Source organism: Streptomyces omiyaensis, from assembly GCF_014650895.1.
Classification (GTDB): Bacteria; Actinomycetota; Actinomycetes; order Streptomycetales; family Streptomycetaceae; genus Streptomyces; species Streptomyces omiyaensis.
Genome location: NZ_BMVV01000023.1, coordinates 19,269 through 44,809 on the forward strand (window position 1 = coordinate 19,269; position 25,541 = coordinate 44,809).

Annotated in this window: 21 protein-coding genes and 3 pseudogenes; 14 read left to right on the forward strand and 10 right to left on the reverse strand. The window is 76.1% G+C overall.

What is annotated here, in order from left to right; genetic code table 11:
- The first annotated feature begins 232 nt into the window (after positions 1-232).
- Genes IE287_RS29225 through IE287_RS29235 form a run of 3 tightly spaced genes read left to right on the forward strand, consistent with a single transcriptional unit; the run spans position 233 to position 1,298 of the window.
- Entirely contained in the window at positions 233-628 is a 396-nt protein-coding gene (locus IE287_RS29225) for a VOC family protein (RefSeq protein ID WP_189852227.1), read from the forward strand.
- A gap of 47 nt (positions 629-675) precedes the next feature.
- Positions 676-1,020 carry a MazG-like family protein gene (locus IE287_RS29230; RefSeq protein WP_189852228.1) on the forward strand — a complete coding sequence of 115 codons (345 nt, stop codon included), beginning with the start codon at positions 676-678 and terminating at the stop codon, positions 1,018-1,020.
- Entirely contained in the window at positions 1,017-1,298 is a 282-nt protein-coding gene (locus tag IE287_RS29235; RefSeq protein ID WP_189852229.1) for a hypothetical protein, read from the forward strand. The genes IE287_RS29230 and IE287_RS29235 overlap by 4 nt, the downstream gene beginning before the upstream one ends.
- Here IE287_RS29235 and IE287_RS38815 read toward each other — a convergent pair.
- Positions 1,291-1,556, reverse strand: a pseudogene (locus tag IE287_RS38815) (dienelactone hydrolase family protein); the annotation flags it as partial. The gene IE287_RS29235 and the pseudogene IE287_RS38815 overlap by 8 nt on opposite strands.
- A 224-nt stretch (positions 1,557-1,780) precedes the next feature.
- A complete protein-coding gene (locus tag IE287_RS29245; protein ID WP_189852230.1) occupies positions 1,781-2,701 on the reverse strand; it encodes a nitroreductase/quinone reductase family protein in 921 nt (306 codons plus the stop codon).
- A 570-nt stretch (positions 2,702-3,271) separates the two neighbouring features.
- Between IE287_RS29245 and IE287_RS29250 the strand changes: the two genes are divergently transcribed.
- On the forward strand, positions 3,272-4,180 hold the full coding sequence (locus IE287_RS29250; RefSeq protein ID WP_189852231.1) for a hypothetical protein: 909 nt from the start codon (positions 3,272-3,274) through the stop codon (positions 4,178-4,180).
- 168 nt (positions 4,181-4,348) lie between these two features.
- On the opposite strand, the pseudogene IE287_RS39520 reads toward IE287_RS29250, so the two are convergent.
- The 4 genes and pseudogenes from IE287_RS39520 to IE287_RS29265 form a co-directional block, all read right to left on the reverse strand.
- Positions 4,349-4,625 (reverse strand): annotated as a pseudogene (locus IE287_RS39520) (P-loop nucleotide/nucleoside kinase family protein); the annotation flags it as partial.
- A 93-nt stretch (positions 4,626-4,718) separates the two neighbouring features.
- A complete protein-coding gene (locus tag IE287_RS29255) occupies positions 4,719-6,254 on the reverse strand; it encodes a SulP family inorganic anion transporter (RefSeq protein WP_229883805.1) in 1,536 nt (511 codons plus the stop codon).
- A 215-nt stretch (positions 6,255-6,469) separates the two neighbouring features.
- Positions 6,470-7,000: a carboxymuconolactone decarboxylase family protein gene (locus tag IE287_RS29260; protein ID WP_189852326.1), complete on the reverse strand. Its 531-nt coding sequence runs from the start codon at positions 6,998-7,000 to the stop codon at positions 6,470-6,472.
- Positions 7,001-7,029: 29 nt separating this feature from the next.
- A complete protein-coding gene (locus tag IE287_RS29265) occupies positions 7,030-7,551 on the reverse strand; it encodes an SRPBCC family protein (RefSeq protein ID WP_189852232.1) in 522 nt (173 codons plus the stop codon).
- Positions 7,552-7,890: 339 nt separating this feature from the next.
- On the opposite strand from IE287_RS29265, the pseudogene IE287_RS38820 reads away from it, so the two are divergent.
- A pseudogene (locus IE287_RS38820) lies at positions 7,891-8,271 on the forward strand (TerD family protein); the annotation flags it as partial.
- Between the two features lie 1,166 nt (positions 8,272-9,437).
- On the opposite strand, the gene IE287_RS29275 reads toward IE287_RS38820, so the two are convergent.
- Entirely contained in the window at positions 9,438-10,745 is a 1,308-nt protein-coding gene (locus tag IE287_RS29275; protein ID WP_189852233.1) for an ROK family transcriptional regulator, read from the reverse strand.
- A 167-nt stretch (positions 10,746-10,912) separates the two neighbouring features.
- Between IE287_RS29275 and IE287_RS29280 the strand changes: the two genes are divergently transcribed.
- A complete protein-coding gene (locus IE287_RS29280) occupies positions 10,913-11,212 on the forward strand; it encodes a hypothetical protein (RefSeq protein WP_189852234.1) in 300 nt (99 codons plus the stop codon).
- Positions 11,213-11,345: 133 nt separating this feature from the next.
- Here IE287_RS29280 and katG read toward each other — a convergent pair whose 3' ends face one another.
- On the reverse strand, positions 11,346-13,535 hold the full coding sequence (gene katG, locus IE287_RS29285; protein ID WP_189852235.1) for a catalase/peroxidase HPI: 2,190 nt from the start codon (positions 13,533-13,535) through the stop codon (positions 11,346-11,348).
- A 246-nt stretch (positions 13,536-13,781) separates the two neighbouring features.
- Between katG and IE287_RS29290 the strand changes: the two genes are divergently transcribed.
- The 7 genes from IE287_RS29290 (at position 13,782) to IE287_RS29320 (ending at position 21,691) form a co-directional block, all read left to right on the forward strand.
- A complete protein-coding gene (locus IE287_RS29290; RefSeq protein ID WP_189852236.1) occupies positions 13,782-14,597 on the forward strand; it encodes an alpha/beta fold hydrolase in 816 nt (271 codons plus the stop codon).
- 209 nt (positions 14,598-14,806) lie between these two features.
- Entirely contained in the window at positions 14,807-16,639 is a 1,833-nt protein-coding gene (locus IE287_RS29295; RefSeq protein WP_189852237.1) for an ABC transporter ATP-binding protein, read from the forward strand.
- A 189-nt stretch (positions 16,640-16,828) separates the two neighbouring features.
- Positions 16,829-17,110, forward strand: coding sequence for a hypothetical protein (locus IE287_RS29300; RefSeq protein ID WP_189852238.1), 282 nt, complete (start codon positions 16,829-16,831; stop codon positions 17,108-17,110).
- Between the two features lie 88 nt (positions 17,111-17,198).
- Positions 17,199-19,463, forward strand: a complete 2,265-nt coding sequence (locus tag IE287_RS29305) for an MFS transporter (protein WP_189852239.1) — start codon at positions 17,199-17,201, stop codon at positions 19,461-19,463.
- A gap of 82 nt (positions 19,464-19,545) precedes the next feature.
- Positions 19,546-20,034 (forward strand): hypothetical protein, encoded by a 489-nt coding sequence (locus IE287_RS29310; RefSeq protein ID WP_229883807.1) that lies wholly within the window; start codon positions 19,546-19,548, stop codon positions 20,032-20,034.
- Between the two features lie 95 nt (positions 20,035-20,129).
- Entirely contained in the window at positions 20,130-20,747 is a 618-nt protein-coding gene (locus tag IE287_RS29315; protein ID WP_189852240.1) for a TOPRIM nucleotidyl transferase/hydrolase domain-containing protein, read from the forward strand.
- Between the two features lie 377 nt (positions 20,748-21,124).
- On the forward strand, positions 21,125-21,691 hold the full coding sequence (locus tag IE287_RS29320) for a hypothetical protein (protein ID WP_229883808.1): 567 nt from the start codon (positions 21,125-21,127) through the stop codon (positions 21,689-21,691).
- Between the two features lie 50 nt (positions 21,692-21,741).
- Here IE287_RS29320 and IE287_RS29325 read toward each other — a convergent pair whose 3' ends face one another.
- Entirely contained in the window at positions 21,742-22,941 is a 1,200-nt protein-coding gene (locus tag IE287_RS29325; protein WP_373307922.1) for a nitric oxide synthase oxygenase, read from the reverse strand.
- A gap of 156 nt (positions 22,942-23,097) precedes the next feature.
- The gene (locus tag IE287_RS29330; RefSeq protein ID WP_189852242.1) at positions 23,098-23,493 is read right to left on the reverse strand and encodes a hypothetical protein; all 396 of its coding nucleotides are present in this window, start codon (positions 23,491-23,493) and stop codon (positions 23,098-23,100) included.
- Positions 23,494-23,591: 98 nt separating this feature from the next.
- Here IE287_RS29330 and IE287_RS29335 point away from each other — a divergent pair, with 98 nt between their 5' ends.
- Positions 23,592-25,538 carry a hypothetical protein gene (locus tag IE287_RS29335; protein ID WP_229883809.1) on the forward strand — a complete coding sequence of 649 codons (1,947 nt, stop codon included), beginning with the start codon at positions 23,592-23,594 and terminating at the stop codon, positions 25,536-25,538.
- The last annotated feature ends 3 nt before the right edge of the window (positions 25,539-25,541 follow it).

The window sequence follows — 25,541 nt, forward strand, 5'->3', positions numbered from 1 at the left end:
ACCGGCGCCTCGGCGCGGTGACCGGGTTACGGCCTGCGGAACCTGACGACAGGTGGGAAACGAGGTGGGGCGCGGTCCGACCGCCGTGATAGGCACTACCTGCACGGGGGAGGTGCGGGCCGGTCGCGAAGCGCTCGCGCGCGGGGTGCCCGGCCGGTGGGCGTGGCCGCGCGCCGCGGCGTCGTCGCCCCCGTCCGGCCAGTACCACCGAACGGAAGCACGGAGACACCGCATGCGCGTGAAAGCCTTCGACCACCTCGTCCTCAACGTCACCGACGTCGAGCGGGCCCTCGCCTTCTACACCGGACCGCTGGGCCTGGCGCCGGAGCGGGTCGAGGAATGGCGGGACGGCAAGGTGCCCTTCCCGTCCGTCCGGATCGACGAGGGCACCGTCATCGACCTCTTCTCCCGCCCCCGGGGCGAGTCCAACGTCGACCACATCTGCCTCGTCGTCGACCCGCTCGACTGGCAGGACGTCATAGACTCCGGCGCCTTCGACGTCCTGGAGGGCCCCGTCCCGCGCTGGGGCGCCCGCGGCTCCGCCCAGTCCGTCTACGTCAAGGACCCCGACGGCAACACGGTCGAGCTCCGCTGGTACCCCCAGGACGCGCCCGCCGGGGGGAAGTAGCCCCCGACGACCGGGTGCCGCACCGGCCGGCCTGGCAGGCTGCGGCCGTGACCGACGACACCTGGACCACCATCGCCCGCCTCCACGCCTGGCTCACGGCCCATCAGGACCTGCCGCCGGAGGAGGAGATCCTCTTCCGCGTCCTCAAACTCTCCGAGGAGGTGGGGGAGGCGGCGCAGGCGGTGATCGGGGCCACCGGGCAGAACCCCCGCAAGGGCACCAGTCACGGCTGGGACGACGTCCGGGCCGAGCTCTGCGACGTCGTCATCACCGCCATGGTCGCCCTGCGCACCCTCACCCCGGACGCGGCCGCGGTCTTCGACGCCCACCTGCGGCGGGTGGCGGACCGCTCGCTCCCCCCGGAAGCGGTCGGGCCGACGACGACGCCGTGACCGGTACCGACGAGGGGATCCGCGCCGCCGTCCGGATCCGGGCCCGCCGTCCCGGGGCCGGCGTCCTGGTCCTCTCCCCGCACGCCGGGACCGTCCGGGCCGCCCGGCTGCCGGCGGACGCCGGGTACCTGCTGGAGGAACGGGTCGCCCGCCCCGACGAGTGCGTACGGGCCCCGCACCGGGTCGCCGCGGGCGGCACCGCGCGCGACCCGGAACCGGACGGGGACGGCGGCGGCGGGCAGGGGCGGGCGGCAGGGGCCCGTCGGCTCGTTCCGTGAGGGGCACGCACTCGGCGAGGAGGGCGACGACGTCACGCCGGGCGCGCCGCGCGTGCCGCGGGGGGTGCCCGACGCCGGGAGGCGTGGCGTGGTCGACCGGGGGTGGTGGCAGGCGTGAAGGGCCCCTCCGCGGACCACGAGGCGCCAGTCGACGCCTGCGGCCCGCATCTCCGCGGTGAACGCCTCCCGTTGCGCGGGCGGCACGGTCGGGTCCTCCGACCCGACCCCGGCCCCTACCGGGCAGCGGACGCGTGCCGCCGCCGGGGCGGGTGCGGGGGCGGCGGCACGCGCGGGCGCGGCGGCCGGGGTCAGGACCAGGGCTGCGGTCAGGGCCAGGGCTGCGGTCGGGGCCGGGGCTGCGATCGGGAGCAGGGACGGGGATCGCCCCCGCCCCGACCGGACCCTGATCGGACGTCAGGGCGCCGGGTCGGCAGCCCTGCCGATCCGTTCGCCCGCTTCATCGCTTCATCGCCTCATCTGCTTCATCCGTTCGTCCGCTCGCGCGGTGCCGGGGGCCACGGCACGTCCGCCAGGAGAGGGAGGAGCGACTTCTCCTCGTGGTCGAGGTGCGCGTTCAGCTCCGAGGACATCGCCTCCAGTCGGGCGCGGAACCGCCGGGGATCGGCGATGCCGATGCCGTCCAGCAGCGCCACCAGCTCGCCCTGGACGCGGGCGACGGACCGGTGCTCCTCGCGCAGCCGCGCGAAGGTGTCGGCGAGGTGGGGGTGGTGCCGGGCGATCCCCGGGAACAGATGCGCGTCCTCGCTGGTGTGGTGGAACTCCAGGGCCTGGCAGAACGCCAGGCAGCGCTGCCGGATCTGCAGCCCGAGCCCCGGGCCGGGCGGCTCGCCGGGGCCCTCGTGGGCCGCGCGTGCGGCGAAGTGGGCGTCGGTCTCGGCCGCCACCTGCCGCAACTGGCCCCGCAGCCAGGTGTGGACCTCCATCAGCTTGTCGGCGAGGGTCCGGATCTTGCGGGGAGGCTGCCGGTCCTCCGGTTCGGCGCGTTCCAGCACGACGACGGGGAGGACCCGCCCGGTCCGCTCCTGGTACTCGCCGTACCCGGGGTCCGCCCGTACGACGTGGCCGAACAGCTCCTCGCGCCGGTCCCCTTCGGCGGGCACGGCGAGGGCCTCGAAGGTCTCCGTCCCGAGCTCGACCCGCACCACCGGGTGGGCGAGCAGGTTGTGGTACCAGTCGGGGTGGCGGGGCGCTCCCCTGTTGGAGCCGACGAGGAGCAGTTCCTCGCCGTGGCGGACGTATCCGAGCGGTGTGGTCCGCTCGGCGCCCGACCTCGCGCCGGTGGTCGTCAGCAGGAGCAGGTCGCCGCCCTCGAAGGGGCCGCCGACCTTGCCGCCGTTGGCGCGGAACTCGTCGATCACGGACTGGTGGAAAGGCGTGGGCATGGGGTTCTCGGGTCTCCGGAAGTCGGTGGTGCCGGCGCTGGGGTGCGGTCACGGCAGGGGGTGCCACGGCGCGACACGGCGCGGCGTGACGTGGCATGGCTGGGGTGGGGCGGGGCGACCGCCGCGCGGAGCGCGTCGGGGGACAGGCCGGCGCACGTCGGCGCGGAGGGCACCGCTCGAAGGAAGGGGAAGGCCGAACCGGGCGTCGCGGTGGCTGCGCCGCTCGGGGCGCACAGGTGGCGCGCGGCTGGGCTACGTCACGTACAGGGCGCGGAGTATGGACTCAAGGCGGACCCCTCGGATGCGAGGCGCTCGCCCGATCGCCGACCTGCCCACTGCTCTTCGGTCGACGCCACGCGGCACCGCCCCCATTACACGCACCGGACCGCCGACTGTCAACGCGCGGCCCACGGGGGGCAGGTCACGGCCCACGGGGGGAAGGGCACGGACCGCCGGAGCAGGTCACACGGCCCCCACGGACCCGTCAGGGCCGCCCGGGCCGGTCACGGCCCCCACGAACCCGCCAGGGCCGCCCGGGCCGGCCGCGACCCGCCTGGCACGATGGGCGCCATGGTCATCGGTACGTCCCCCTCCGCTCCCGGTCCCCTCGACGCCGCCGTCCACGCACGCGCCCTGCGCGAGCGTCCCGACGCGCACCTGGGCGCGCCCGCCGTGCTCGTCGCACCCTGTCCGCCCGGGGCGGGCCGCGCGGCCCGGCGGGAGGCGCTGCGGCCCGTGTACGCGGCGCTGGTGGCCGAGCTCGGCGAGCCCACCCTGTACGGCGGTTCGGCCGCGGGCCCCAGCGTGCGCTGGCACACCGGTACGCACGTCGTGCTGCTGGCGGGCGGCCCGCGGGGCGCCACGCTCTCGGTGCACACGGCGTCGGATCTGCACGGGCGCGAGTACGCCGTCGTGGAGTCGGGTTCGGCCGGCCGGCGGCCGGAGGAGCCGCACGGCTTCGACGCGCTGCCCTACCTCTGGCTGCTGCACCGGGGCCCGGAGCGCGACTGGCCGGCCTTCCGCTGGGACGGTCACCACACGGCCGCCTCCTGGGAGCACCTGGAGTCCTCGCTCGGACTGCTCCTGGACTCGTGGATGGAGCAGTTGCCGGTGCAGATCCCGGGCGACTGGGCGTCCTTCGTCGTGGGATGCGCGCGGGACTGGCCGCGGCGCCTGCTGGTGGGGTACAGCCAGGACCGGGGGGAGCTGTCGCTGATGGTGGACCACCGGACCACGCCCGAGGAGCCCGGTGTGGAGGAGGCCATGCGGGAGCGCGGCTGGCAGGTGCGGGAGCGCGGATGGTGGCGGGCGGTGTTCGCGGACGAGGACCCCGCGGCGGCGGGTTCGGCGGCCCGGCTGCTGGTGGCCGACGTCCGGGGCCGGGGTTCGGTGTGCCCGGACGAGCTGGTGGCCTGGGAGCTGACGGTCAACGACCGCGGCCGGCTGTGGCTGCCGGGCATCGGCATGCCGGTGAACTGAGCCCGGCCGGCGCGGAGACGGCCGTGGCCGGCCCCGCGGGTCCGCGACGGACCGCCACGGGCGCGGGGCGCGGACGCGGCCCCGCCTCGCGGACAGCGGCGGCGTCCGGCCGGCGGTCACGCGAACGACGGCCACCGAGGGGCGACCCGCTCCCGCCGGTCCGCCCAGCCGGCCGGCGGTCCGGCGGTCGCGTGCCCCTCCGGCCCGTGACCGGCAGCCGTGGTCGAGGACGACGCCGGTGCCGAGCCGGACCGCCTCCGGGGCGAGCCGGAAGCATGCGCCCCTCCAGCACGTCGCGCCTCCCGTCCGCCCCGGCCTCCCCGAACAGGGGGATCGTCCACTCGTCGGGGGTCCGGCGCGGGGCGCCGTGTTCCGCGGCGAGCCGCCGGGCCCTCGCGGTCGTGCCGGCGCCCGGCAGGCCGACCATCGGGAACCACGTGGTCATGCCCGGATCGTGGCGGCGGGGCCGCCCGGACGACCCCCGCTTCTGCCTCCCCGGTCACGGTCCGGGCCACCGGCGGAGGGTTCCCCCGCGGCCCTAGTCGCCGGTGGCGGTGGCGCCCCGGAGGCGGGTGCGGAGCGCGGCGTCGGCGGGGGTGAGGCCGGTGAGTTCGACGGTCTTGCCGTGGCGGGCGTACGCCGCCTCGACGGCGTCCAGGGCGGCGATGGCGGACGCGTCCGACACGCGCGCGGCGGACAGGTCGATCACCACCCGGGCCGGGTCGCCGGCGTGGTCGAAGCGGTCGGCGAAGGTCTCCGCGGAGGCGAAGAAGAGCTCGCCGGAGACCCGGTGGACGACGCTCGCCCCGTCCGGCCCGGTGACCGAGGTGACGGTGGTGCGCCGGGCCATCCGCCGGGCGAAGACGACGCAGGCGGTGACCGAGCCGACGACGACGCCGAGGGCGAGGTTGTGGGAGACGAGGACGCAGCCCAGCGTGACCAGCATGACGACGGTCTCCCCGACGGGCGTCCGCCGCAGGGTGCGCGGGGCGACGGACTCCCAGTCGAAGGCGGCGACGGACACGATGACCATCACCGCCACCAGCGCGGCCATCGGGATCACCGAGACCACCGGCCCGAGGACCACGCACAGCGCCATCAGGAAGGCCCCGGCGAGGAAGGTGGAGAGGCGGGTCCTGGCGCCCGCCACCTTCACGTTCATCATCGTCTGGCCGATCACGGCGCAGCCGCCCATGCCGCCGAACAGTCCGGTGACGACGTTCGCGACGCCCTGCCCGACCGATTCCCGGGTCTTGCCGGACGGGGTGTCGGTGAGGTCGTCGACAAGCTTCGCCGTGAGAAGCGACTCCACCAGGCCGACGAGGGCGACGGCGAGGGCGTACGGAGCGATCGTGGCCAGCGTGCCGAGCGTGAACGGCACGTCGGGCAGGCCCGGGACGGGCAGCGCCGACGGCAGCGCGCCCCGGTCGCCGACGGTCGGCACCGCGATCCCGGCGGCCACCGTGACCAGCGTCAGGACGGCGATGGTGACCAGCGGCGCGGGCACCAGGGTCGTCACCTTGGGGAAGAGCACGAGCAGGACGATCCCGGCCGCGATCAGCCCGTACACGGCCACCGGCACGTTCCGGGTCTCGGGCAGCTGGGCGAGGAAGACGAGGGCGGCGAGCGAGTTCACGGAGCCGACCAGGACCGGGCGCGGCACGAACCGCATCAGCTTCGCCACCCCCAGGCCGCCCAGCACCATCTGGAAGACACCGGCGAGGATCACGGTGGCGACGAGGAACTCGACGCCGTGCTCCCGGTTGACCGGCGCGATGACGAGGGCCACGGCCCCGGTGGCGGCCGAGATCATCGCCCTGCGTCCGCCGACGATCGCCGTGGTGACGGCCATCGTGAAGGAGGCGAAGAGGCCCCGTGCCGGATCCACCCCGGCGATCACCGAGAAGGCGATGGCCTCGGGGATCAGCGCCAGGGCGACGACGAGCCCCGCGAGGACCTCGGTCCGCCACACCCGTGGATCGCCCCACCAGTCCGGCTTCCGGGGGCGGAGCCGGGAGACGGCCGGGGTAGGGGCGGGCACGGGCGCGGGCGCGGGGGCGAGGGCGGAGGACACGGAGGGGACCTGTCGTACGAGGGCGGGCGGGAGCCCGGCGGGCGGGGAGACCCGGAGACCCTACCTGCCGGGCTGCGCGCGCGTTCGAGCCCGGCCCCGTTCCCGTGTCCGGCTTCCGGGCCCGGCCACGGCCCCCGTACCGGCCCTCGCCCGGGCGCCGGTGTCCCGGGCCCGTCCCCTGTCCGGGGCGGGTTCCCGTCAGGGCCCGGGGCCGGTCAGTCCTTCCGCACGGGGTGCTTGCTGAGGATCGACACCCGGTTGAAGGCGTTGATGGTGATCGCGGCCCAGACGACGGCGGAGAGCGCGGCGTCGTCGAGGACCCGGCGCCCCTCGGCGTAGGCCCGGTCCTGCGCCTCGGCGTCGGAGGGGTGGGTGGTGGCCTCGGCGAGGGCGAGCGCCGCCCGTTCGCGCGGGGTGAAGACCTCGGTGTCCCGCCAGGCGGCGAGGACGCCGAGCCGGCGGGGGGTCTCACCGGCGGCGAGCGCGGCGCGCGTGTGCACGTCGAGGCAGTAGGCACAGCCGTTGAGCTGGGAGACGCGGAGGTTCACCAGCTCGACGAGGATCCGGTCGAGTCCGGCCTCGTCGGCGGCGGTCCGGACCGCCTGGGCCGTGCGGACGAGCGCCTTGTACGCCTCGGGGGTCTGCTTGTCGAGGAAGATCCGCTGCCCTGCCGGTGCCGCCACGGCGTCGCTCACTGTCCGCTCCTTCACGGTCGCCCCGCGCGTACCGCGTGGCCGTGAGCACATCATCCCCCGAAGGATGGTTGAAAATCAAACTAACTGGGCGGCGGTCCGGGCGGAGGGGGCGGTGCGGGCCCCGGTGCCGCCCCGGCCGGCGCCCCCGCACCTGCGGGCCGGAGCCGGCCGCGCCAGGCGCCGGTCGCCGCGTGACGGTCCTCCACGAAGTCCTTGAACCTCCTGAGGTCGCCGGAGACCCGGCTCCGCACCACGCCCAGCGCCGAGGCGGCCCGCTCCGCCAGGCCCTCCGGCTCCAGCTCCAGCACCACGCGCACGCGCGTGTGCGTGGCGTCGAGCGGCGTGAACGTGACCACGCCCCGCTGCCGCACCCCGTCGCCCACGCTCCGCCAGGCGATCCGTTCGTCCGGCACCTGGTCGACGATCTCGGCGTCGAACTCCCGCCGGAACCCGGCGATCCCGGTCCGCCAGTGCAGGTGCCGGTCGTCGCGCTGCTCCACCGCCGCGACGCCGTGCATGAACCGGGGGAACTCCTCGAACTGCGTCCACTGGTCGTACACCCGGCGCACCGGCGCGTCGACCCGGATCGTCCCCTGCACCACCGTCGCCACCTCCTCGGCCGATCGGCCGCGGTCACCGCTCCCGTGGAGAAGTCCTCATGCAGACAGAAAAGGAAGAAAACGCGCATCCAGGTCATACCCATCCCCGGGTGGTCTGACGCGTACGCATACGCGTACGCGGCGCGCACCGCGGCACGGTCGCCATCCGTGGCCCTTGTCGTCGGCGCGGCCGTCACGGAGGATCTTCCTTGATCGACGAACGACCGGGTGGGGACACGAGGGGAAGGGTCGGAGCGGATGACGACGCTGAACAAGGGGGGCAACGGCTTCGTGCCCTCGGTGCCGTTGCGGATCGCCGTGCGCGGACGGGGGACGGACGTGATGGCGCTGCTGCTCACCGAGGACGGGCTCGTGCGGGGCGACGCCGACGTGGTCTTCCACGGGCAGTCCGCGCACCCGAACGGCGCCGTGCTGCACGGCCGGGCCGAGGACGGCACCGAATGGCTGGAGGTCGGGCTGCCGGCGCTCGAACCGGACGTGGCCCGCGTCCTGGTCGTCGGCTCCACGGACCGGGGCGCCCTGAGGGACGTCCCCGGGCTCGCCGTCGAGGCCTGCGCCCCCGACGGCACCCCGGTCGCCCACTACGAGGTGACGGACGCGGCGGGGGAGACCGCGATGGTCCTCGCGGAGCTCTACCGGCGGGCCGGCGGCTGGAAGTTCCGGGCCGTGGGGCAGGGCTGGGCCAACGGACTGGAGGGCCTGGCCACCGATCACGGCGTCCACGTCGCCGGAGCGGAGCCGACCCCGCCGCAGCCCTTCGCCGCGACCCCGCCGCCGGCCTTCGCCGCGCCCCGGGCGGGTGGTGCCCCGGCGCCCGCCTTCGCGCCGCCGCCCGCGCCCGCCCCCGGCTTCGGCCCCCCGCCCGCCGCGTACGGGCCGCCCGGGGCGACGCCCGCCGCCCCCGTGCCCCAGCAGTACCCGCCGGCCGTCACCGCCCCGTACGGGACTTCCGCCCCCGCCCCGTACGGGGCGCCCGCCTCGTACGGGACCCCCGTCACCGCTCCGTACGGGACTCCCGTGCCCGCGCCCGCGCAGCCCGTACCGGCTGCGCCCCCCGCGCCCGCCGCGTCCGGGCAGGACGAGGCCTGGACGTACGGGCCGGTGTTCGCGCCGTACGTCCAGACCGGGCGCGACAACGACGTGATCACCGTGGACGGGCTGCCGCCCGGGCCCGTCGTCGTCCAGCTGGAGGTCCCGGACGCGGGGTACACCGGACTGACGGTCCTCACCCGGCGCAACAAGGAGGGCGACAACCTGGTCAACAGCACCGAGGACCACTACGTCGGCCGGGTCCTGGCCACCGTCCCCTCCCACGGCACCCTGCGGCTCCGCCTGGAGGCCGAGGGGCCGTGGCGGGTGGAGGTCTCGCCGCTCGCCTCGGCGCGGCGGCTGACCGAGCAGGAGGGGGAGTTCCGGGGCCCGGACGTGCTCCTGCACACCGGCGGCGTCGCCGACATGGCGATCCACTACAAGGGCGACGACAACCTCATCGTCAACGTCTTCGAACTGGCCGGGCACGACGACCACGCCGCGCTCCCCGACGACGACAACGTGGTCAACGAGATCGGCAAGCGGCGCGAGACCGTCCCGCTCACCGAGGGGCCCCTGATCGTGCAGTTCGAGATGGCCGACGGCCCGTGGCGGGCCCACCTCAAGCGGGTCCAGCCGCGGACCGGCCCCCTCTTCGGCGACGGCACCCCCGCCAACCCGTGGCAGGCCGCGGGACCGGACCGGACCGGACCGACCGCAAGGGCTGGTTCTCCCGGGGCCGCTGAGACCGCATGCGCCGGGACCGCATGCGCCGGGACCCCGTGCGCCCGAACCCCGCGCCCCGGGACCGCGTGCGTCGAGGGTGCGGGCCGCGGGGCTCAGAGCAGGACCCGGCCCACCGGGGGCGGCCCGCCGAAGACCTCTTCGCGGGCCGCCGTCAGCGCGAGGTCGAGCGCACCGGTGAGCACCGGGTTCCCGGTCACCGCCGAGAGGCGGATCCGGGCCCGCGAGTGGGCGAGGATCCGCAGCTCGCGCTCGACCAGCGCGCGCAGCGGCTCGCCGCCCGCCGCGCAGAGCCGGCCGGCGAGGACGACGAGCCCCGGGTCGACCACGGTCACGATGGACGCGAGACCGGCGGCGAGCCGCGCCGCCACCCGCCCCAGCCCGGCCCGGGCGGCCTCCGCCTCGGATCCCGCCCCGGCCTCCGGACCCGACCCCGCCTCGGCCTCCGCCCCGGCCTCCGGCAGCGGCCCCGACCCCGTCCCCGCAGCCCGTCCCGTCCCCGCCGTCCACCCCGCCCGGCGGACCGCCTCCGCGACCGTCTCCGCGAAGTCGGCACCCGGGACGCCGTGGGCGCGCAACAGGTCGCGCACGGCGTCCCCGCCCGCCAGCTCCTGGTACCCGTGGCGTCCGTAGCGGTCGCCGGCCTCGCGGGCGGTGGCGGCTCCGGGCAGGGGCAGGTAGCCGACCTCGCCCGCACCGCCGAAGTGGCCCCGGTGCAGGCGTCCGTCGAGGACGAGGGCCGCGCCCAGGCCCTCGTCCGCCCAGAGCAGGACGAAGTCCGGGCAGTCGGCCGCCGCGTGCGCCCGCTCGGCGACCGCCGCGAGGTTGACGTCGTTCTCGATCCGGACCGGGAGCCCGAGCTCCTCGCCGAGCACGCGCTCCACGTCGGGGAAGAGCCAGGCCGCCATGTCCTCCTCGCTCGCGTACCCGAGCCGGCCGGTCGTCGGGTCCACCGCGCCCTGGACGCCGACCACCACCCGCTTCGGCGGCTCCGGCGTCGGAACCCGGCCGAGGGCGGCGCGCAGCGCCACGAGCAGGGCGTCCCGGCCGGGCCCGGCCGGCGCGGCCGCCTCCGCCTCGCCGAGCACGGTGCCGCTGACGTCCGCGGCCCGCACCGCGATCCACTCCGGCGTCACGTCGACGGCCACCGCGTAGGCGGCCGCCGGATTGAGCCGGTACGTCTCCGGGACGCGCCCGGGGAGCCCGGTGCGCAGGCCGTTGCCGACGACCAGGCCCGCGTCCTCCAGGCGGGCGAGGACCTGGGAGGCGGTGGGCTTGGAGAGGCCGGTGAGACGGCTGATCTCGGGTCGGGTGAGGGGGCCCTGACGGAGCAGCAGGTGGAGGGCGGCGCGGTCGTTGACCGCGCGCACGAGTCCGGGTGTGCCGCGGACGAGCTCGGTCAACTGCCCTCCGCACACGGGTCGGCCACGATTCGAACGCCCAGCCTACAGCGCGTCTCCGGGCCCATGGAGGGGGTGCGGCGGTCCGGCCGGAGGCCGGACCGGTGGCCCGTTCGGAGGACGCCGGGTCCCGTCGCGTGTCCCCCGGCGGAACGTTCCGTTGTGAGGGTGTGACCTCACCTCGACGCATCTCCTCGGTCCTCGCCGTCGCCGCGGCGTTCTCCTGCCTGGGTGGCGCCGCCACGCAGGCCGTCGCCGCCCCCGCGGGCCCGCTCGGCCCGCCGATCAGCCCGATCGCCGAGCTGGACTCCCTCGCCACCACCGGCATGACGGAGGAGGCCCGGGCGGCGTACCCCGGCATCGGCGAGCAGCTCGGCGGACTCAGCCGGGTCAACGAACTCCACCAGCTCCACCAGCTCACCGACCAGGCGGCGCCGGTGACCGGACTCCTCCCGGAGATCTCGACCTGACGCCTGAGCCGCGGCAGGCGAGCCGCGGCAGGAAACCCCGAACAGCACGGACGACTCCGGCGCCCGGACGGTCGCAGCACGACCGTCCGGGCGCCGGCCCGTACCCGGTTCTCCCCGCTCTCCGGCCCGCGGGTCAGCGCAGGTCGAAGCGGTCCAGCTTCATCACCTTCGACCAGGCGGCGACGAAGTCACGGACGAACTTCGCGCCCGCGTCCTTCGCGGCGTACACCTCGGCCAGGGCGCGCAGCTGGGAGTGGGAGCCGAAGACCAGGTCGACGGCGGTGCCCGTCCACTTCAGCTCTCCCGTGGACCGGTCCCGGCCCTCGTAGACGTTCTCGTCCGACGCCGAGACCTTCCACTCCGTCCCCATGTCGAGCAGGTTGACGAAGAAGTCGGTGGTGAGGCTGCCCGGGCGGTCGGTGAGGACGCCGTGGCGCGCCCCGCCGTGGCCGGTGTCGAGCGCGCGCATCCCGCCGATCAGCGCCGTCGTCTCCGGCGCCGTCAGCGTGAGCATGCTGGCCCGGTCGAGCAGCAGCGTCTCCGGGGAGAGCTTCTCGCCCGGCCGCAGGTAGTTGCGGAAGCCGTCGGCGCGCGGCTCCAGGACCGCGAACGACTCCACGTCCGTCTGCTCCTGCGTGGCGTCCGTCCGCCCGGGGGCGAACGGCACCGTCACCGGGTGGCCGGCGTCCTTCGCGGCCCGCTCGACCGCCGCGCAGCCGCCCAGCACGATCAGGTCGGCCAGCGAGATGCGGGTGCCGTCGCTCCGTCCGGCCGCGAACTCCTCCCGGATGTCCTCCAGGGTGCGGAGCGTCTCGGCGACCTCGGGCAGGTCGTTGACGGCCCAGTCCTTCTGGGGGGCGAGGCGGATCCGCGCCCCGTTGGCACCGCCGCGCTTGTCGGTGCCGCGGAAGCTCGCCGCCGACGCCCACGCGGTGGTGACCAGCTGGGGCACCGTCAGCCCCGAGGAGAGGATCCGCTCCTTGAGGGCGGCGATGTCCTCGTCCGCGACCAGGTCGTGGTCGACCGGCGGCACCGGGTCCTGCCACGGCTGCGGCTCCGGGACCCACGGGCCGAGGTAGCGCGACAGCGGCCCCATGTCGCGGTGGAGCAGCTTGTACCAGGCCTTGGCGTACGCCTCCGCCAGCAGCTCCGGGTCCTCGTGGTAGCGGCGGGCGATCGGGGCGTAGACCGGGTCCGTGCGCAGCGCCAGGTCCGTCGTCAGCATCATCGGGGCGTGCCGCTTCGACGGGTCGTGCGCGTCGGGCACGGTGCCCTGGGCAGCCGGGTCGGTGGGCTTCCACTGCTGGGCGCCGGCGGGGCTGGTGGTCAGCTCCCACTCGTACCGGAAGAGGTTGTCGAGGAAGCCGTTGTCCCAGGTGGTCGGGTTGTTGGTCCAGGCTCCCTCCAGGCCGCTGGTGAGGGAGTCGGCGCCGGCGCCGGTGCCGGACGCGTTCTTCCAGCCGAGGCCCAGCTGCTCGATCGGCGCGGCCTCCGGCTCCGGGCCGATGTACTCGGGGTTCACGGCCCCGTGGCACTTGCCGAAGGTGTGGCCGCCGACGATGAGGGCGACGGTCTCCTCGTCGTTCATCGCCATCCGGGCGAAGGTCTCGCGGATGTCGCGGGCGGCGGCCATGGGGTCCGGGTTGCCGTTGGGGCCCTCGGGGTTGACGTAGATGAGGCCCATCTGGACGGCGCCGAGCGGTCCGCCGAGCTCCCGGTCGCCGCTGTAGCGCTCGTCGCCCAGCCAGGTGTCCTCGGGGCCCCAGTAGATCTCCTCCGGCTCCCAGATGTCCTCCCGGCCGAATCCGAATCCGAAGGTCTTGAATCCCATGGATTCCATCGCGCAGTTGCCGGCGAAAACCAGAAGATCGGCCCAGGAGATCTTCTGGCCGTACTTCTGTTTGACCGGCCAGAGAAGCCGGCGGGCCTTGTCCAGACTCGCGTTGTCGGGCCAGCTGTTCAGCGGCGCGAATCGCTGGGCGCCGCTTCCGCCGCCGCCCCTGCCGTCGGCGATGCGGTACGTGCCCGCCGCGTGCCAGCTCATCCGGATGAAAAGCGGCCCGTAATGGCCGTAGTCCGCCGGCCACCATTCCTGCGAATCCGTCATCAGGGCGATGACGTCCCGCTTCAGTTCCTCGACGTCGAGGCCGGCGAACTCCTTCGCGTAGTCGAAGTCCTGGTCGAGGGGGTCGGCCTGCGGGTCGTTCCGATGGAGTACGGAGAGGTCCAGCTGGTTCGGCCACCAGTCCCGATTGGTCCGGGGCCGGGTGTCCTGGGGACTGGGGGCGGAAATCGCCGGGTTCTCGCTCTCACTGCCGGTCACGTACGGCCTTCTTCCTGTGTGCGTGCACTTTCCCGCCGCCGGCCGGGATGCTCACGACGGCGCGTCCGTATGGTCGCGCACCGGGGTCCCCGCAGCCATGCGAACACGCAGGGCCGGACCGTGCGGAATTCCCCGGAACGGCCGAGCGCCCGCCCGCCGCGGCGTTCCTGTTGAGCCGCCGGAATCACGTCCCTACGCTGGGAAAGTCCGCGTTTCGGGAAAAGGGGGGCGACGAGGAGGGTGCCGATGGCCGCCGTCGCCGTCCACCGCGCCGTCCTCGGGGACGGTCGCCCCGCGCTGCCGTACGCGGAGGCCGGCCGGCCGGGGAGCGGGCCGCCCCTCGTCCTCGTCCACGGCTACGCCGACTCGTGGTGGACCTTCGAGCCGGTGCTGCGGGCCCTGCCGTCCGCGGTGCACGCCTACGCGCCGACCCAGCGCGGCCACGGCGACGCCGGCAAACCGGAGGAGGGTTACCTCCCCGAGGACTTCGCCGACGACCTCGTCGCCTTCCTCGACCACCTCGGCATCGAGCGGGCCGTCCTCGTCGGCGGTTCGAGCGGCGGCGTCCAGGCCCGGATCGTCGCCGGCCGGCGGCCCGACCGGGTCGCCGGGCTCGTCCTCCTCGGGGTTCCCGCGCTGCTCGCCGACAAGCCCGGCGTCACCGGCGTCTGGGAGGCGGTGCGGGCGCTGGAGGACCCCGTGGACCGGGCGTTCGCCGCCGGCTTCAGCCGCGGGCTCGTGGTGGGGAAGGTGGCGCCGGGCTTCCTGGAGACCGTCGTCGACGAAGGGCTGAAGGCTCCGGCCCGGGTCTGGCGCGAGACCCTGCGCGGACTCCTGGAGACCGACCTCGCGGCCACCCTCACCGGGATCCTCGTGCCCACCCTCGTGGTCTGGGGCGACCGGGATCCGCTCCTCACCCGTTCGGACCAGCAGCTGATCCTCGACGCGATCCCCGACTCCCGGCTCCTCGTCCACGAGGGCGCGGGCCACGTCGTGTACTGGGAGGACCCGGACCGGGTCGCCCGCGACGTCGTCGCGTTCACCGCCACCCTGCGCGGCTGAACCGCACCGCCGCCCCCTCCCCGCGCCGTACCGCCCCGCCTCCCCGCCCGCCCTGCGTGCCCCCGCCGCACTGCCCGCCCCTCCCCGGGCCGCGTGCCCGCGCCGTACCGCCCCGCCTCCCCGCCCGCCCGGAAAACCCGTGGACCGTCCACGCCCGCCTCCGCCACACTCCGTCACTCCACGTGTCGACTCGACGACGGAAGGTCGTGATGGGAACGTCTGAACAACGCGGCGGCGGTCCGGGCAGGGGCTCGGTCCGCCTCGCGCTCCGCCACTACGGAGGAGAGCTGGTGCGGCTCCGGCGGGTGGCCGTGCCCGCGCTGCTGCTGCCCGCGCTCGGAAACATCGGAATCCACTACCTCGCCCCCCTGGTGGTCGCCAAGCTCGTCGGCCGGGTCGCCGACGGCGGCCCCACCACCCTCGCCTCGGTCCTGCCCTACGCCCTCGTCTTCGCCGCCGTCCTGCTGCTCGGCGAGGCGCTGTGGCGGGTCGGCTTCCACTGCCTCAACCGGCTCGACGCCCGCGGCATCGAGCACCTCTACGTCGTCGGCATGGACGAACTCCTCGCCAAGGACGCGGCGTTCTTCCACGACAACTTCGCCGGCTCCCTCACCAAGCGGGTCATCAGCTTCGCCTCCCGCTTCGAGGACTTCGTCGACACCCTGACCTTCCAGGTCATGGGCAGTCTCGTCCCGCTGCTGTTCGCCTCGGTCGTCCTCTGGCAGTACGACCCGCTGCTCGTCGTCGGCCTCCTCGTGATGATCGCCCTCACCGGCTCCTGCGTCTTCCCGCTGGTCCGCCGCCGCCAGCGGATCGTCGCCGAGCGCGAGCGGGCCATCGCCCGCGTGTCGGGGCACGTCGCCGACGTGCTCACCAACATGGACAGCGTCCGCTCCTTCGCCGCCGGCGAGCGCGAGGCGGCCGAACACCGCGCCCGGGTCGCCGAGTCGCGCCGGATCACCCTGCGCTCCTGGGACTACGGCAACCTCCGCATCGACACCCTCGTCGCGCCGCTCTCCGTCCTCACCAACGTGCTCGGGCTGCTGCTCGCCCTGATGCTCGGCGCGGGGGAGCGGGGCGTGGAGGCGATCATCGTGGTCTTCACGTACTACGCCAACGCCACCCGGATCATGTTCGAGTTCAACCAGATCTACCGGCGCCTGGAGAGCTCCATGACGGAGGCCGCCCAGTTCACCGAGCTCCTCCTCGACCCGCCGACCGTCGTGGACCCGCCGGACCCCGAGCCGCTAGCCGGACCGTCCGGCCACGTCCGCTTCGAGGGGGTGCACTTCGCCCACCGGGGCGCGAAGCCCCTCTTCGAGGGGCTCGACCTGGACGTGCCCGGCGGCACCAAGGTCGGTTTCGTCGGACGCTCCGGCGGCGGCAAGACCAGCCTCACCCGGCTGCTGCTGCGGATGACCGACGTCGACGGCGGACGGATCCTGATCGGCGGTCAGGACATCAGCCGGATGCGCCAGTCCGACCTGCGCGGCCTCATCGCCTCCGTACCGCAGGATCCGGCGATGTTCCACCGCACGCTCCGGGAGAACATCGCCTTCGCCCGGCCCGGGGCCACCGAGGCCGAGATCCGCCGGGCCGCCGAGGCCGCCCACGTCACGGAGTTCGCCGACGCGCTGCCCGACGGTTTCGACACCCTGGTCGGCGAGCGGGGGGTGAAGCTCTCCGGCGGACAGCGGCAGCGGGTCGCCCTCGCCCGGGCGATCCTGCGCGACGCGCCGATCCTCCTCCTCGACGAGGCGACCAGCGCGCTCGACTCCGAGAGCGAACTCCTCGTCCAGGACGCGCTGTGGCGGCTGATGGAGGGCAGGACGGCGCTCGTCGTGGCCCACCGGCTCTCCACCGTCGCCGGCATGGACCGGCTCGTCGTCCTCGACCGGGGGCGGATCGTCGAGCAGGGGGACCACCACGGGCTGCTCGCCGCGGGAGGCGCCTACGCCAAGCTGTGGCAGCACCAGTCGGGCGGCTTCCTCGACGACGAGCCGGCGGGGCGGACCGGCCCGGAGGCCACCCTGTCCCGCTGACCCGGCGCGCCCGCCCCGACCAGCGGGTTCGCCCCTTCCGCGGCGTACGGGGGCTGCGGGCCGTGGGGGTGCGGACACGGTCCGCGTCTGCCAGCCTGGTGCCAGCGTGCCCGGCACAACGCCTTGACGGAAACCGTCCGTCCCACCGCCTCCGGGCGGTGGGACGGCGTACGACGGAAGGAGGCGGCCATGCTCATCGGCCACGCCTTCGAGGAGGGCGTCCTGCACCTGTCGCTCCCGGGCGACCTCGCTCTCACCAGCCGATCCGCCGCCGATCTGGAGGCCCAGGCCCTGGCCCTCGCCCACCGGCCCCGGCTCGTCCGGGTCCAGCTCTCCACCGCCGACCCCACCCCCGCCTCGCTGAGCGTGCTCTCCCGCGTCCGCCGCTTCTGCGAGAACGTCCGGATACCCCTGACCGTCGTCGGTCCGGTCGTGAGCACGGCGACACCGGAGGTCATTGATGTGACTTAAGGGCCTTTTGCCCCTATAGGGGCTTACCTGCTCCTTGTGACCCTGGACGTGGGGAAATCCACGGGGGAACCACGAGGAGGTCCTGTCGATGACCGGCACCACCACGCCGTACGGGGCGGGTGCCGCACCGGCGCCGGGGAGCGGCACCGCCGTCTCCCCCCGGGTGATCGGGCTGCTCCTGGCCCTGGTCGCCGCACTGTACGTCGTCGCACCCGCCATGAACGCGGCCGTCGCGCCCCTCGTCCACACCGACCTGGGCGTCTCGGCGGAGGACAACGCCGTCGCCCAGGTCGCCGGCGTCTGCCTCGCCATCGGCGTCCTCGCGGCGACCGGGCGGGCCGGCGACCTCAAGGGCCGGCGGGCCACGCTCACCGCCTCGCTCGCCGCGCTCGGCCTGGGCTCCCTCGCCCTCACCCTCTCCTTCGGCCCCGCCACCTACGTCCTCGGCCGGATCCTCGTCTCCGCGGCCCTCGCCGCCGTCTTCGTCTCCTGCCTCGCCTTCATGACGACCGTCTCCATGCCCGGCCGGATCCGCCGGATCATGGGCGGCTGGCTCGCCGCCATGTCCGTGGGATTCGTCCTCGCGGTCAACCTCGCCCCTCACGCGGCCGCCCTCACCGGCTGGCGCGTCACCGCCGCCCTCATGGCCGCCGCGGCCGGCGCCGCGCTGCTCTCCGTCCGGCGCCTCCTCCCGGAGACGACGCCGGTCGCCGCGGAGCCGCTGCCCGACCGCCCGCGCACGGTCGGCCAGGTGCTGTGCGCCGTCACGCTGGCCGCGGCCCTCCAGCTCGCCCCGCTCTGGGGCTGGCAGGACCTCCGCGTCGGCGCCCTGCTCACCGCCGCCGTGCTCAGCTGCGCCGCCGCCCGGGCCCGCGCCCTGCGGCGCACCCCGCGCAGCCGCCCGAAGCCGGTCCCGCCCACCGTGTGGACCGGTGCGCTGGTCGCGGGTCTCGTCCTCGGCTTCACCCAGGTCGTCCTCACGATGACCGTGCCGCCGCTCGTCTCCGCCGTCGGCCTCTCCACCGGCACCGCGGCCCTGATGCTGTCCGCCTTCGGCGTCGGCGGCGCGGCGGCCTGCCTGCTGATCCGGTACCGCCCCGTCTCCCCGCTGGCCGGGGCCTCCCTCGGGCTGCCGCTGGCCGCGCTGGGCCTCGCCCTGCTGCACGCCCTGGTGGACCACGCCGGACACGCGCTGGCCGGCGGCTTCGCCGTCGTCGCCCTCGTCGGCTTCGGCACGATGCTGGCCACCGCCCCGCAGATGGCCCGCTACCTCGCCGCCGTGCCCCGTCCGCACCTCGGGGCGCACGCCGCCCTCCTGCCGTCCGCGATCCTCGTCGGCACCGCCGCCGCGCAGGCCCTGCCCTACACCTCCGCCCTGGGCCCCGTGCCGCTGCCCGCCGAGGCCCGCGAGCTGCTGTGGATCGGCACCGTCGTCGTCGCGGTCGCCGCGCTCGCCCTCGGCCGGCCCGTCGTCGCCGTCGCCGTCGCCGGCGCCTCCGTCCTCCAGTACGTGATGGTCGACGCCGAGACCAGCCAGCCCATGAGCGTGATCGTCGCCCTCGCCGTCGGCGCCGCCGCCGGCGCGGTCGCCTGGTCGCGCCGCGAGCAGACCGAGCGGCTCTCCCGGACCCGGGAGACCGCCGCCGCCCTCCAGTGCGCCGTGCTCCACCCCATCCCCGACCGCCTGGGCGGCCTCCGTCTCGCCGGCCTGTACCGCCCGGCGACCGCGGGCACCGGGATCGGCGGCGACTTCCTGGAGGCCCTCGACACCCCCTACGGCACCCGCATCCTCATCGGCGACGTGCGGGGCAAGGGCCTCCAGGCCGTCCAGACCGTCACCGACCTCCTGGGCTGCTTCCGCAGCCAGGCCCACGAGACCGCGGAGCTGGGCGAGCTCGCGGCCTGCCTGGACCGGCAGGTGAGGCGGGTCGCCGCCGCCCGCGGCGACGGGGAGCTCTTCGCCACCGCCCTCCTCCTCCAGCACGCGGGCGCCTCGCAGGAGCTGAGGGCGGTGAACTGCGGCCACCTCGCCCCGCTGGAGGTCGGCCCGGAGCGGGCCCGCGAGCTGCACGTGCCCGCCGAGCTGCCGCTCGGCTTCGGGGCGCTCGACGCGGCCGGAGCCGTACGGCCCCACCGGCTCGCCCTCGCCCCGGACGCCACCCTGCTCACCCACACCGACGGCCTCAGCGAGGCCCGGAACTCCACCGGCGAGTTCTACCCGCTGGCCGAGCGGCTGGCCGTGGCGGACCGGCGCACCCCCGACGCGCTCGTGCGCCACCTCGCCGACGACGTCGGCGACTGGACCCACCACCTCGCCGACGACATCGCCGTCATCGCCCTCGGCCCCCGCTGACCGGCGGCGCCCGGGATGCGGGCCGCCGGGCCCTGCCGTTGACTGGTCCGGACGATCACGTCCGAACCAGGGAGACCACGACATGACCGGACGCTGGGTACGCGGCGCCGCCGGCGGCCTGCTCGCGGGAGCCGTCCTGATGGGCACGGCGGGCTGTTCCGACGACGGCGACAACCCCGTCTCGGGGGGCGTCAGCGAGGCCGCCTCGGCGGTCGCCTCCGCCGCCGAGGGCGTCGCGGACGCGGCCTCCCAGGCCGCCGAGAAGGCCGAGCAGCAGATGGCCGAGGTCAAGGACGGCGTCGACGCCAAGGACGAGGTGGAGCTCGGCGACACCGCCACCGACGCCGACGGGCGCACCACCGTCCCGGTCACCGTCGACAACACCGACGACAAGACCCGGTCCTTCGCCGTGCAGGTCGAGTTCAAGGACGGCGACGGGAAGCTGGTCGACACGGTCGTCGTCACCGTCTCGGACGTCCCCGCGAACGGGTCCGGCGACGGCACCGCCCGCAGCACCCACAAGCTCTCCGGCTCCGTGACCGCCTCGGTCGCCACCGCCCTGCGCTACTGACCCCCTCGGTGCTCCGGGCCCCTTCCCGCCCGACCGGCGGGAGGGGGCCCGGAAAACCGGTACCGTCCGGGCCGTCCGGCGCACAGACTCCTGGCATGACCGACATGGACGCCTTCCGGGCCGAGGTCGCCGCCTGGGCGGCCGGCGGACCCGGCGACACCGCGCGGGAGCTCGCCGCGCGCCTGCACCCGCGCACCGCCGTGCTGCTCGAAGGGCGCAGCGACGTGGCGGCCGTGGAGGCGCTGGCCGGCCGCGCCGGGCGGGACCTCGCCGCCGAGGGCGTCTGCGTGCTCTCCATGGACGGCGCGACCAACGCCGCCCGGTACGCCCGCCTCCTCGGCCCGTCCGGTCTGGGCCTGCGCCTCACCGGCCTCTGCGACGACGCCGAGCGCGTCCACTACGCGCGCGGCCTGGCCGCGGCGGGGGCCGACCCGGACGCCTTCTTCGTCTGCGTCGCCGACCTGGAGGACGAGCTGATCCGCGCCCTCGGGATCGACCGGGTGGGGGAGCTGGTCGAGGCCGAGGGCGAGGGGCGCGCCCTGCGCACCTTCCTGAACCAGCCCGCCCAGCGCGACCGCGGCCCGCTGCCGCGGCTGCGCCGCTTCCTCGGCACGACCTCGGGGCGGAAGATCCGCTACGGCCGGGTCCTCGCCGAGGGCCTGGACCCCGCCCGCGTACCGGCTCCGCTCGCCGGCCTGCTCGCCTTCCTCTGAGCGGGAGCGGGAGGAGAAGGCGGCACGCGGCCGGCTCCCGGGGCGGTACCGGTCCCGCTCACGGGGTGGCGACCGGGAAGTCCCGCCGGGGCGTGCCGAGCACGCAGGGCGGCCGGTCCGGCGGCCCCGGTCCCCGGTCGCGGTGGTCCCGGCGGTGCCCCGGCCGGCGAGGAGCCGCAGCGGCGGGCTCCGGCCGCCGTCGCGCTCGCCGGCCCGTGGTGACGGGGCGTCGGGGCGGCGGGACGCCGTTCCGGTCGACCCCGTCCGGACACGCCGACGGGGGACGCGTCGGGGCCCCGACTTCGGGGTAAACAGAGATCGAACGCCTCCTCTCCCGAACGGACTTGTGCGCGTTGAGCATGCCACTCGGATCCCGTGTGCCAGGCAGGACCTGGACGATTCGCCTCACCGGCCACCACGACCACTCGGCGCGGGTCAGCTGCACCACCGCGGGCTGCCGCATGCCGGACCGCTCCAAGGACGTGCGCGCCCTGCGCGCCTTCGCCGCCGAGCACGTGCGGGCGCACGCCCGCCTGGCGACCCCGCGGCCCCACGCCTCGTGCGCCTGCGGGGGAGCCGGCTGCCGCCACCACCAGGCCCGCGCGCTCTGCTCGGGCCGGACCCTCCTCGTCCTCATCCACAACCCCGCCGTCGGCGAGGTCTGGACGCTCGCCGAGATCTGCGAGGCCTGCGCCCCGCTGATCACCCACGCCCGCGTCGTGGCCCGCGCCCCGAGCCCCGCCGAGACCCGCGGACCGGAGCGGGTGCCCGAGCCGCGGACCGCGGCCCGGACCGCCCCCGCCGCTCCGGGCCCCGGAGTGCCGGTGCTGTTCTCCTCGCCGGAGGCCGCCGGCGGCGCCACCGACTCCGCCGGTCCCCGCCAGGCGCGCCGCCCGCGCCGGGGCGGGCGGGGCAACCGCGCGGGCGGCGGCGGGAGGTACTGACGACCCGGCGGGGAGCGGGCCCCTCCCCGTCCGGTCCGACCGGTCCCGTCCTACGCCTGCCGGGGGACGAACGCCGGGCGGAGGTCCGGGTCGACCGGATCGTAGTAGCGGTGGAAGACCGGGGTGGCCGCGCCCGAGAGCGGAGGGACGATCCAGCTCCAGTCGGCCGGAGTCGGCCGGCCGTGCCGCCGCTCCCGCGCGATGTGCTTCAGGAAGCGCTCCGACTCGGTGTGGTGGTCGGCCATCGTCACGCCGTCCTCCTGGAAGGAGTGCAGCACCGCCACGTTCAGCTCCACCAGGGCCCGGTCCCGCCACAGCGTCCGCTCCGAGGACCGGTCCAGGCCCAGCCTCTCCGCCACCAGCGGCAGCAGGTCGTACCGGTCCGCGTCGGCGAGGTTCCGGGCGCCGATCTCCGTCCCCATGTACCAGCCGTTGAACGGCGCCGCCGGATACCGCACCCCGCCGATCTCCAGCACCATGTCGCTGATCGCCGGCACCGCGTACCAGCGCAGCCCGAGTCCGGCGAACCAGGCGTGCTCGGGATGGCGCAGCGGCACCTCCCGCACGGCGCCGTCGGGCAGTTCGTACCACTCCGGGCGGGCGTCCGGCCGCTCCCGCACCATCAGCGGCAGCACCTGGAACGGCTCCTCCTCCCGCTTCCAGCCCAGCTCGCGCGCGAGCGCCGTGGTCGCCGCCGCGCGCGGATCTCCCACCCAGCGCCCCGCGTCGGTGCGGTGGCCCGCGTAGCGCACCAGCTGGTCGTTGACGATCCGGGGCGCCGGACGGCCGGGCCGGTCGGGGGCGAAGACGGTGAGGACCGGGCGGATCCGCCCGTCGTTGCCCGCCGCCCGCAGGTGCTCGGCGCAGGCGGCCGCGATCCCGTCGGCGGACGACACCCCGCGCAGGTCCCGCACGACGAGGCTGCTCCAGTAGAGGCGCCCGATGCACCGCGCCGCGTTGCGCCAGGCGACCTTCGCGCCGAAGGCCAGCTCCTCGGGCGTGTGCTCGTAGGTCCCGGTACGGGCGATCTCGGCCCGCACCCGGCGGACCCGGGCGTCCGCGTCCCCGGAGCCCGGGGTCTCCTCGTGGAACTGCCGGACGAACTCCTCCGCCTGCCGCCGGTCCACCCGCTCCGGCTCGCGCCCGGCGGCCGGAGCCGAGGCGGGGGCGGGGACGGCGGAAGCGGCCGCGTAGGGGCATGCGGCGCCGGCGGGGGCGGACGCGCGGCGACGGATCAGACTGAAGACCAAGGTGTTTCCTCCCTGACCCCATGACTACCGTACGGAATCGCCCGAGTGTGGAGAGTGCTCGAACTTCACCGGGAAGGACGGTCCGTCCTGATATGGTGCCCCGCCCCGCCCCGGTCTTTCCGCCGCCGCCCCGTCCCGCGCTCCCGGCAGCCCGTCCTACAGCTCGGTCAGCACGTCCCCGCGCACCCGCTCCAGGACCAGCCCGCCGTCGAGCCGGACCCGGGCCGTGACGACCGGCCGCCGGTCCCGGTACGCCCGCCACGCCGGTTCCAGGCCGCGCACCTCCTCCTCCAGCCGCTCCCGGCTCGCCGGCGGCATCTGGGCGCCGAACGACTCCAGGAGCGAGACGAGGCGCTCGTACTCCGCCGCCTCCGGGTCCGGCAGGCCGTCCGGCTCGTCGACCCGCTCGACGACCCCCTCCGCACCCTCCCCGAGCAGCAGCGCCCCGGCGACCTCCGCCGCCTCCCCGACCGGGTCGCCGGCCACCGTGACCGTCCCGGCCACCCTCAGATCGACCGCAAGGCGTACCCGCCGGCCCCGTGTGAGCGTCATCCGGCCTTCTTAGCACGCCGAAGATCGTCCCGGGCCGGGGCCCCGGCCCGCCGCGTCCCGGAGAGTGACGCCCCACCGGGCCCGCTCGTTGTCGATGCGTGCAGCAGCTTCGTATCTCCTCCACCGGCCCGGCCACGGGCATATCCGCCCCGCGTCCCGCCCGGGACGCCGCCGAGGCCGCGCTCGTCGAGCACTACGCCGCCCTCGTGCGCCTCGCCCACCTCGTCCTGCCGCCCGCCCTCGGCCGCCAGCGGCGCGTCCTCACCGCCCACGCGGTGGTCCAGCGGGCGCTGCCCCGCGGCCGGCCCGAGCGCCCCGCAGCCCGCGCCGTGCCCGCGCCCCGGGCGCCCCGGGAGGAGGCGCACGCCTGGCTCAGGGCCCGGGTCGTCGCCCGTGCCCTCGCCACCCGGGCCGTCCGCCCCGCCGCGCTCGCCCTGCCCCGCGTCACCGGGCTGCGGATCTTCCCCCGCGCCGGCGGGGGCGACGAGCTGGCCCTCGACCGGGCGCTCGCCGCGCTCGACCCGCCGACCCGTGCCGCGCTCGCCCTCACCGCCCTCGAAGGACTCGGCCCCGAGACGACGGCCGCCCTGCTGGCCGGTGCGGGGGTCTCCGACCCGGCGGCCGCCCTCGCCGCCGCGGAGCGACTGCGCTCGACCGTCCCCGGCGACCTCGCCGCCCTCCTGCGCGGCCCCGAGTTCGACCCCTGCACCGTCCACCTGCGCCCCACCGACCTGCTGCGCCGCCGCCGCCGCGGCCGGATCGCGGTCCTCGCGGCGGCCCTCCTCCTCGCCGCCGTCCCCGCCGCCGCCGCGCTCCGACCGGAGCCGGCCCCGCCCCCGCCCGCGCCGCCCGCACCCGCCGCCGATCCGGCCGCGCTCCACCGGACCGACCCCGGGCGCTGGGCCGACACCTCACGGGTCGACTTCACCGCCTGGCCCGCCCGGGGCGCCCGCACCGGAGACACGGCGCTCCTCGGGCGCGCGCTCGCCGCCTGGACCGGGGGAGCCGCCACGAGGACCACCCCCGGCACCGCCGGGACGGCCCCGTCCGCGCCGCCCGCGCTGCTCTACGCGGGGGAGACCGGCGGCACGGCCGTGGTCCTCCTCCACGACGGCCTCCGGCTCGCCCGCTACACCGAGCCGCCCGCCGGGACGCCCGCGCTGACCCTCGCCCGCGCGGACGACGCCGACGTCACCACCGCCGCCGCGGTCGTCCTCGCCCGCACCGCCGCCGGCACCCGCTACCTGCTCGCCCCGTGGATCGCGGACGCGGAGGTACGCGACCTGGCGGCGCCCGCCGCCCCCTCCCGCGACCTGCCGGTGGGGCCCGACGGCGTGACCGCGCCGGTGCCGGCGGCCTCCTCCGCGCACAGCGGCACCGGCGGCACCGCGGGGTGCGCCGGGACCACCGTGCTCCGGCTGCGCTCCTCGGCGCGGATCGTCGAGGACCACGCCTTCCTCCTCGCCGACCTCGGCGGGCTGAGCCCCGCCCACCTCACCTGGACCCCGCTGCCCGCCGCCGGCGTGCCCTCGCGCCAGCCCCGCGAGGCCACCGGACCGCTCGGGCTCGCGGCCTGGGCGCGCTCCGGCTGCCTCCTGGGGCCCCTCAGGGATTCCGGGGTCCGCTCGGTCAACCGCTGGGAGTTCGCCGACCAGCGGCTCCCCGAGGGGGCCGGGCGGGCGCTGTGGGTGTGCGCCCGCGCCGAGACCTGGGAGGGCACCGGGCGGGCCGACGTCACCCTGGAGACGCCGTCCCGGGTCCCGGGGCCCGCGCGCGCCGTCGCCTCGGTGCCCGACACCGCCGCCTGCGGCCGGTTCGGGCAGCACGTCCTCGCCGGGAGCCCCTGGACGGCGCCGTCCGGGGCCCGCTACCTCCTCGCGGCGGGCAGCCGGCACGTCACCGGGATCACGGCGGGCGGCGCGGTCCGGGCCCGGGCCGAGGGCCGGGTCCTCGCCGTCCGGACGGGCGGGCCCGGCGCGGTCGTCCTCGACGGGAGGCTCGCGGACGGCGGCACCGTGGACGGCTGGACCCCCGCGGCCGGCTGAGCG